This is a genomic window from Paenibacillus sp. EB106-04-04-XG159 (assembly GCF_058791835.1).
Window position 1 is genome coordinate 258,341 of record NZ_JBYTDY010000006.1, and the last position, 7,043, is coordinate 265,383.

Annotated in this window: 7 protein-coding genes and 1 pseudogene; 1 reads left to right on the plus strand and 7 read right to left on the minus strand. The window is 33.3% G+C overall.

The features are described from left to right. Positions 1-65 precede the first annotated feature (65 nt). A pseudogene (locus AC3WTP_RS10190) lies at positions 66-161 on the plus strand (transposase); the annotation flags it as partial. 52 nt (positions 162-213) lie between these two features. Here the strand turns inward: AC3WTP_RS10190 and AC3WTP_RS10195 are convergent. The 7 genes from AC3WTP_RS10195 to AC3WTP_RS10225 all read right to left on the minus strand — a co-directional run bounded on the left by AC3WTP_RS10195 (position 214) and on the right by AC3WTP_RS10225 (position 6,900). After that, the gene (locus AC3WTP_RS10195) at positions 214-531 is read right to left on the minus strand and encodes a cupin domain-containing protein (protein ID WP_492394504.1); all 318 of its coding nucleotides are present in this window, start codon (positions 529-531) and stop codon (positions 214-216) included. A 34-nt stretch (positions 532-565) separates the two neighbouring features. After that, entirely contained in the window at positions 566-1,171 is a 606-nt protein-coding gene (locus AC3WTP_RS10200; protein ID WP_492394481.1) for a dienelactone hydrolase family protein, read from the minus strand. A gap of 175 nt (positions 1,172-1,346) precedes the next feature. Continuing rightward, the gene (locus AC3WTP_RS10205) at positions 1,347-1,646 is read right to left on the minus strand and encodes a hypothetical protein (protein WP_492394482.1); all 300 of its coding nucleotides are present in this window, start codon (positions 1,644-1,646) and stop codon (positions 1,347-1,349) included. A gap of 279 nt (positions 1,647-1,925) precedes the next feature. Next, positions 1,926-3,941: an NACHT domain-containing protein gene (locus AC3WTP_RS10210; RefSeq protein WP_492394483.1), complete on the minus strand. Its 2,016-nt coding sequence runs from the start codon at positions 3,939-3,941 to the stop codon at positions 1,926-1,928. 271 nt (positions 3,942-4,212) lie between these two features. Continuing rightward, positions 4,213-5,124 (minus strand): hypothetical protein, encoded by a 912-nt coding sequence (locus AC3WTP_RS10215; RefSeq protein ID WP_492394484.1) that lies wholly within the window; start codon positions 5,122-5,124, stop codon positions 4,213-4,215. A 255-nt stretch (positions 5,125-5,379) separates the two neighbouring features. Beyond that, a complete protein-coding gene (locus tag AC3WTP_RS10220; protein WP_492394485.1) occupies positions 5,380-6,117 on the minus strand; it encodes a DUF695 domain-containing protein in 738 nt (245 codons plus the stop codon). A gap of 60 nt (positions 6,118-6,177) precedes the next feature. Then, entirely contained in the window at positions 6,178-6,900 is a 723-nt protein-coding gene (locus tag AC3WTP_RS10225) for a hypothetical protein (protein WP_492394486.1), read from the minus strand. Between the last annotated feature and the right edge of the window lie 143 nt (positions 6,901-7,043).

Genomic DNA, 7,043 nt, shown 5'->3' on the forward strand with positions numbered 1-7,043 from the left:
GCAGCAATGCCGCATAATGCGGCTGCAAATAAAGGTCATCGATCAGCAGTAATACCTCCTGATCCATTCCAGGTGTAGGCCTCATTACTGCAGCTGTTATTCTCTCCGAGATTGGAGACATAAAAAGGTTCCCTTCCGTGAAACAGTTGACCGCTTTTGCTAGGCTGGATTCGGGATCGCTATTTGAATACTGACGATCTCCATAAATATTCATTAGTTACCATTAATATTATTCTCTGCTTTCTCGAAACATAGGTTTACTGTTCTTCCGTTTGAACGAGTACGATGTAATACATTTGCCTTAACTGTATAAATATCTCCTGCATTTAGGGAGACTGAGTTGTCTTCAAAATCTATAATTAATTCTCCCTCTAGCACTATAAATAATTCATCACAATTATCATGTTTGTGCCAATGAAATTCTCCATCTATTACTGCAGCTCGAACAACATGATCATTTACTTCACCAACTACGAAATTGGTATACTCATTGATATTTTTAGTTGCTTCATAAACATTTATTTTCCCCATCGTCATTAGCACAACTTCCTTTATATGGTTAATTTTAATTTAGTATTAGCATTTCGATTTGTTTAAGAAAAGCTTTACATTTCTTTATACATTCCATGTGCTCTTTGGAGTTATATGTGCTGTAATAAGGATTCATAAATCCATGTTCGGCTTCTATAATTTCTACAGATGTGTTCTTCTTAGTTCTTAGTTTTTCTTCTAAATCCAATACACAAAATGATTTCTCATGCCTTGCAAAAAACAATAAAGTAGCGCAACTTGGTTCTATCTCTACATGATTTCTAATTCTCGATCCATAAAATCCAACAATTCCATCAACCCCATACTCGCTGCTCATCCATGCAATTGTCGCACCTATACTAAATCCAATAATAAAGATATGATCATACTTCTCTCTATTTAGATTTACTATATTTAATACCTCATTTAATGCTCTAGTAAATCCAATTTCATTCATAAAATAATGATATGCTTTATCTTCTTGGTCATAAGAAAATGATTCTCGATCTATTAGATTTGGACAAAGTACATCAAAACCTTCCTTGATCATCACATCACTAAAAAAGTTTATATGATCATTTAATCCATAGATTTCGTGAAGGATAATCACTAAGTATTTTCTAGAATTATCCTTATTCATAGGAATTCCTTCTTTCTTGATGTACTTTGCACTGATTTCCTATAACGTTTATGTATCTATGGACCCGAGAGGCTTAAAGCGCATAGTGACGGGTCCGACGGACTTAGCCTCGCAATGATTACAATGAGTATTTGATTAAATATTCTTCGATACCTGTAACCTGCATGTTTAGTCTCTAATACACGTCAATAAATTTCAATTTTGTTTTTTTGAACACCACGTTTGTTGCATAAGACACCCAATATATTTTATTACTATCGTATTTATCCATCTTCGTTAGTTCAGCCTCATCATCAATTTTTAAAACTACTTTCTGACCGTCTAACCTTTCAATCACTACTTGATGATTATTTACTGCAATGACTTTGGCTTGTACTATAGATTTTGTTTCTCTTGATAAAATGTAATATCCAACTAAAGCAATACAGCATAATATCCAGATTGAGTTATGGAGATAGCGTTTTTTCTCTTTCATAGAATTCTCCCCATAAATAATATGTCTACGTGGTTTCGTCTAACATTCGTGTGTTTAAGCTACCTAAAGGCCCACGAGAACGAAATCGCCGGCTGCGCTTGCGCAGTTGCCTCGCAGGTATGTCTGCCTGATTTCATTTCCCCGAAATGCCTCAGGCGGACCGAGGGGCGAATAGCCTAAAGCGTGAACACATTGTTATATGATGTATCCACCATCTCTGAAATTTCCGAATTTACAAAAAAGCCTCTATTAATTCATTGTAGAGGCCATGGCGAAGATCTATAGTATTTGTACAATATCTGATTCTTTTAATTTTAGATGTTCATCTATTCTTCTCTTATATTTTCTTACTTCTTCAATGTTTAGATAAAATCTATCTTGAAGAACAAAGTTTAACACGAATTCAATATTTGCTTTTACCCTTCTACTTTCCATGATACTTGTATCGTCATAGCAAGAAATTATTCTACTCTTTCTATAATGCTTATACGCATGATCTGTAATCTTACTAATAATTGGGGAGTCTTTTTTTAGTAATATTTTAAGACTCTTAATATAATTGGGCTTTGGCGACAAAATAGCTTCACAGACAAATGTATCCCTATTTTCATTGTAATTTTTATATCTTAATAAAATCCCTAAGTTAAATAGCTTCTCTTGCGAATTAATTTCAATAGAGATTTCTTCGAATATTTTTCTCTCAAGATCTTCTTTTGATGAGCTATCCTCGCCACGAAAAACATGTAACTTCGTATTAGTTTCTAGGTAAAAGATTTGATTGTACAATAAACTCTTCAATGTTAATTGGTTCTTAGTTAACTTTTTGATATCTCCCATGTAATCAAGAAAATCAATAAAAACAGGTAACAGAAGAATTTTATCAAAAGTTTCTTGATCCAAATCATAGTAAATGTTGAGTAAATTCTCGTATATATCAAAATTATCACTATTGAACATTTGCTGTAGTATTTCATCTTTATGCTGTGCTTTATCCATGAAGATATAACATGCCGAGAAATATTCCATAAATGACTTATGTGCCCACTTAAAGCTAAGACCATCTCGTGCAAATAAAGGAACTGTTTCCATTAAATCTTGAAAAATATCGGAAGAATCGACTTCCCCTACGTAAGAAGTATCTTTTGCCTCATCAATTAGACTAACTAGTTTATCTTTACTATAGTCGTTCTTATTCTCTATTAGACAAAGAAACCCGAGCTTTCTCAAGAACTTATGGAATTTTTCTTTTGAAAGTTTACAATACTTCCCTCTGTTGAAACCATCTTTAGAATAATCATGATCCTCATACAATGCATCATATACTTTTCGATAAAAATCATCCTTATTAGAAGGGATGTTTCTTTTATGCTTGTAAGTTATATATATGAATGAGACTAATAAAGGGTTGCCTAGAAAGGATACAAGATCCTTAAACGATCCTGATTCTAGTGAGTCGATAATCTGATTTGTTAATGAAGTGGCAATATCATATCCTGTTTTATAGTCATACTTTTGAAAAAGACTATATGCTTCTTCCTTATTCAAGTTATTAATTTCAAATGTCTGAAATTCACTAAAACTGGACAAGGATTGGTCCGGTCGTGATGTTAAAAAGAAAATATTATTACTTGTTTTTGAGATAAAACTTTTAAGATTTTCTGTTACTTCATTTTTAATATTGAATGAAATCTCATCATAACCATCCAGGAAGAATAAAAAATCCCCCCTCTTAATCAACTCAAATAAGAGTTCCTTATCATAATTCTTATTATACTCTTCATTGATAGAATTCACTGTGTCAATAATATAATCCAGAATATTGATACCTGAATTTAATTTTCTTAATTCAAGAAACACAGGAATACCAAGATTATTTTCTATAGCAGACACGAACATCTTTTTCATAAGTGTTGACTTACCCATACCGGCTTGATCTTCTATTAATATCCTTTTATATTTCGAAGCTAACTCTTCAGGAAAGGCTTCCACCTTATATTTTTCAATTCTGTTGAATTCCCCCTTTTTTATTGTTAAGGGTTGGTATACTTCGTCGATATGTACCTGCTGATTTCCAATGGCCAATATACTAATAGATTTGTTTTGTTCATATGATCTACTTAAGTAGTCCAAAAACAAATCACTTGTTATTTCAGCAAGATTATTGTCTAATTTTCTTTTTGCAAAATACTTCTCTATTTTTGGTTTCAGCCATGAATTTATTATAATTTGCACTGGCTGCTTAACACTTTCAGTTGTTGCAGCAACTAACATTTGTGTTTGGAAATCAAGCTCCATGTTATCCCTCCCAGATAATTACTTTATCATTCATTGGTGATTATTCACAGATTTATCGCGGATATTTCATATAACGTTTTTGTATCTACGAACCTGATATTCTTAAGGGAGCGTATTCAACTGGGTCCGACGGACTTAGCCTCGCAGGGTTGTCTACTGAGTTACTTCCACGAGTCGCCTCTTGCAGACCAAGGCTCCATCAGGAACCGCAACTTAGAAACGGTGTTATAAGATGTCCCAGCCATTATTGAGCTACCTTCACAAAATTTCACTAACAGTTTCGAAGGTCGTTAATTAATTGAGGTTCTTGTAGCGCTTGAATTATTATTTTCTTTAAAAGGGAATAGATGAGTTCGGTAGCGTATTCTTTATTCTTTAATACTTGTAATTCACCAGTAAAATTTGCATCTGATCCATGAGCAATATTGCTACGATATTTATATAGTTTTGCTATCAACTTATCAAAAGCAATTTCAAATTCAAACTCCTGACTAATTGATGTGCAGAATCTATTGTTCAGTAAAAGTAGCTTGTTTTTTAATTGATGAGTAATCGTAGGACCATTGTCACCAGGATTATGGGTGACCAAACTTTCAATAATTGACATCATACTAACTATATAGAACGGTGAACTCTTGGGCACCACATTTAATCTATAAAGGTCTTCTAGCGCTTTGTTAATCTCACTATATTTCCCCTCTGCATTGCTTTTTCTAAATTCGTTTATTAAATAATACAACCACCTAATCTCTTCAAAATCTTCATGTGTTATCTTTTTCGGTTTTAAGACAAGAATGTTGTCCTGAATAAAATTATGAACTTTATATTGCAATTGTAATGCGCCGGTCCCACTTATTATTTCTATTAATACATTAAGATCGGAATCAGCAAGCAACATTGCTAAAACAAGATCATGATCTGCTCTTGTACTCTCACCGGAAAAATCAATAACTGAATACCGATATTCTTCTTCAATTAATTTAACAAACTTTCCATCAAATAATTCGTGTTCATAATGAATTTGCACGAATTGAGTATAGTTATCTCCAAGTCTTCTTTTTAAATTTGAGATCTCTTCTTCATTTGCTCTTCTAAAAATATGGTGCGGAATTATTTCAATTGGCAAAGTAATCCTGGAATCAACAATTATAACATCGCCTATGAGAAGCATAGTTTTCTCCATTGAATTCAACCCTCATTTTTTATTTTCTTTAGCTGGGATTTCATATAACGTTTATCTGTTCACGACGTCCCACAGACTTAAAGCGACGAAGGAGCCGGGCGCGATGCGCTTAGTCGGTACGAATGTGCCCGGCCGAATCTGTTTCCTTGCTACTGTTTATTGCATCCCCGAATCCTCATCTAACTTCTGCCGGACCAAGGGCCGAATGACCGAAGCCTGAACATGGTGTTATCAGAAGTGACTGGCTTCATTGAATTACTTACTCTTAATCACGTGGGTTTCCCATCCATCATAATCCCCACCAACTTCAAGTGATTTCTGAATTAGATCTGTTGTATATTGATAAATAGTTTCAAGTTCAGTAGTACTCTCGTGTAAAATTACAAGTTGATACGGATTATCCGTTTCTTCTTCAACTGCTCTTTCTTCAATAATCTTATAGACATCACGATCTAGTTTATTTTTGAAGCTCTCCCTACTTGCAACATCACTAAAATAAAGCCAATGATTTATCTCTCGAGGGACTTGCTGATCATCGTTATTTGCCTTCAATTGCTCAACAACATGTCTATCTTGCATCCATTGATATTCATAAATATCTGGATAAAGGGTTTCTAAATAAAAACTCCATTCAGGGTCATCTACAATTGTAATGTTACTAGTTTGTTTTCTATGTTTTGAAAGAATTCTTTCGACCGTATTAAATAAGTTCTTTTCTTGATTGGTATAAATATAAAATGTTCTTGTCTCTGCTACTGTGATAACACCAATTAAAAAATCATTTTCTGTCAATGCACTATCAATTTCATCCTCAATTTTACGAAGCAGTTCAAAATCCAACTTCTTTGAAAATAAACTCTTGATTTGTATACTAACTTGTACTAGCTTGTCCGCGCCGGATATGGGCACACTATCCTTGATCCCTAAATCTAGTCTGACAAATACGTTGTCATTGTCTGATTGAGTTAAATAAATATCCCACTGGTCTGACATATTAACACTTCCTCATCTGTGTTTAGTATTTAATAATTACAGTCATTTCTGATAATTTTTTTAACCCTCATCGATTAATCTCCAGGTTTCCTGTGAGTATTCAAGCCAAATATAATAATTTTTGTAGCTCTTATAAAGCTCGTAAAGCTTATCCATGTCTGTAAATCGTCCAATCTCAATTAAAGGCAATCTCAATTGTGTACTAGTTTTTACAATCCCTCTAAAGTTCAAAAGCAAACCATTTCTAGCTCGTTCAATTAGCGCTCTAACCAATTCATCTGAGATTTCTTTTGTATCCCAACCTGTAAATACACGCAATTTATTTGTTATTACTTTTGACAATAGCACATTATAATCTTCTAGGTTACTTACAAATAGTTTGTTGTACCAACCGTCGTCGTGTGCATAATATGCAAATCTAGCCATAGGTAGTTTCTTCAACGGTGTTGACATATGTCCAAAAAATAATAGCTCTGCAACTTCATCTTTTGTGTGTTTATTAAGATTTTCTTCACTAAAAAAATCAACCCAGCAAAAATCACCATAAGCATATACATTGTCATTAATTAATTGATTGATCTCATTCTTTGTTACATAATCAAATCGGGTATGAGCATTATAAGTTGTATTATCAAAATTGTGTTTTAGTAATATTAAGTTTTCTGGCGGACTTTCTACTGAACTCATAAATTCACGAAACTCTATTCCATATGAAATAAAACATTTTTCTTCGATGTTACTATTCACATAGATTAAATCTCTTATTTGTTTTTTGACCTTCATTGAAAGTCCCCTCTATATATTTTTAGATGTTTTGTTAAATCTTTCGTTAGCCTGTAGCGTAGATACGGTGTTGGTATATTAAGCTCATCCCAGTTCATCGGGGATGAGCTTTTCTTTTATACTTAAAAGATCACCACTGGGTT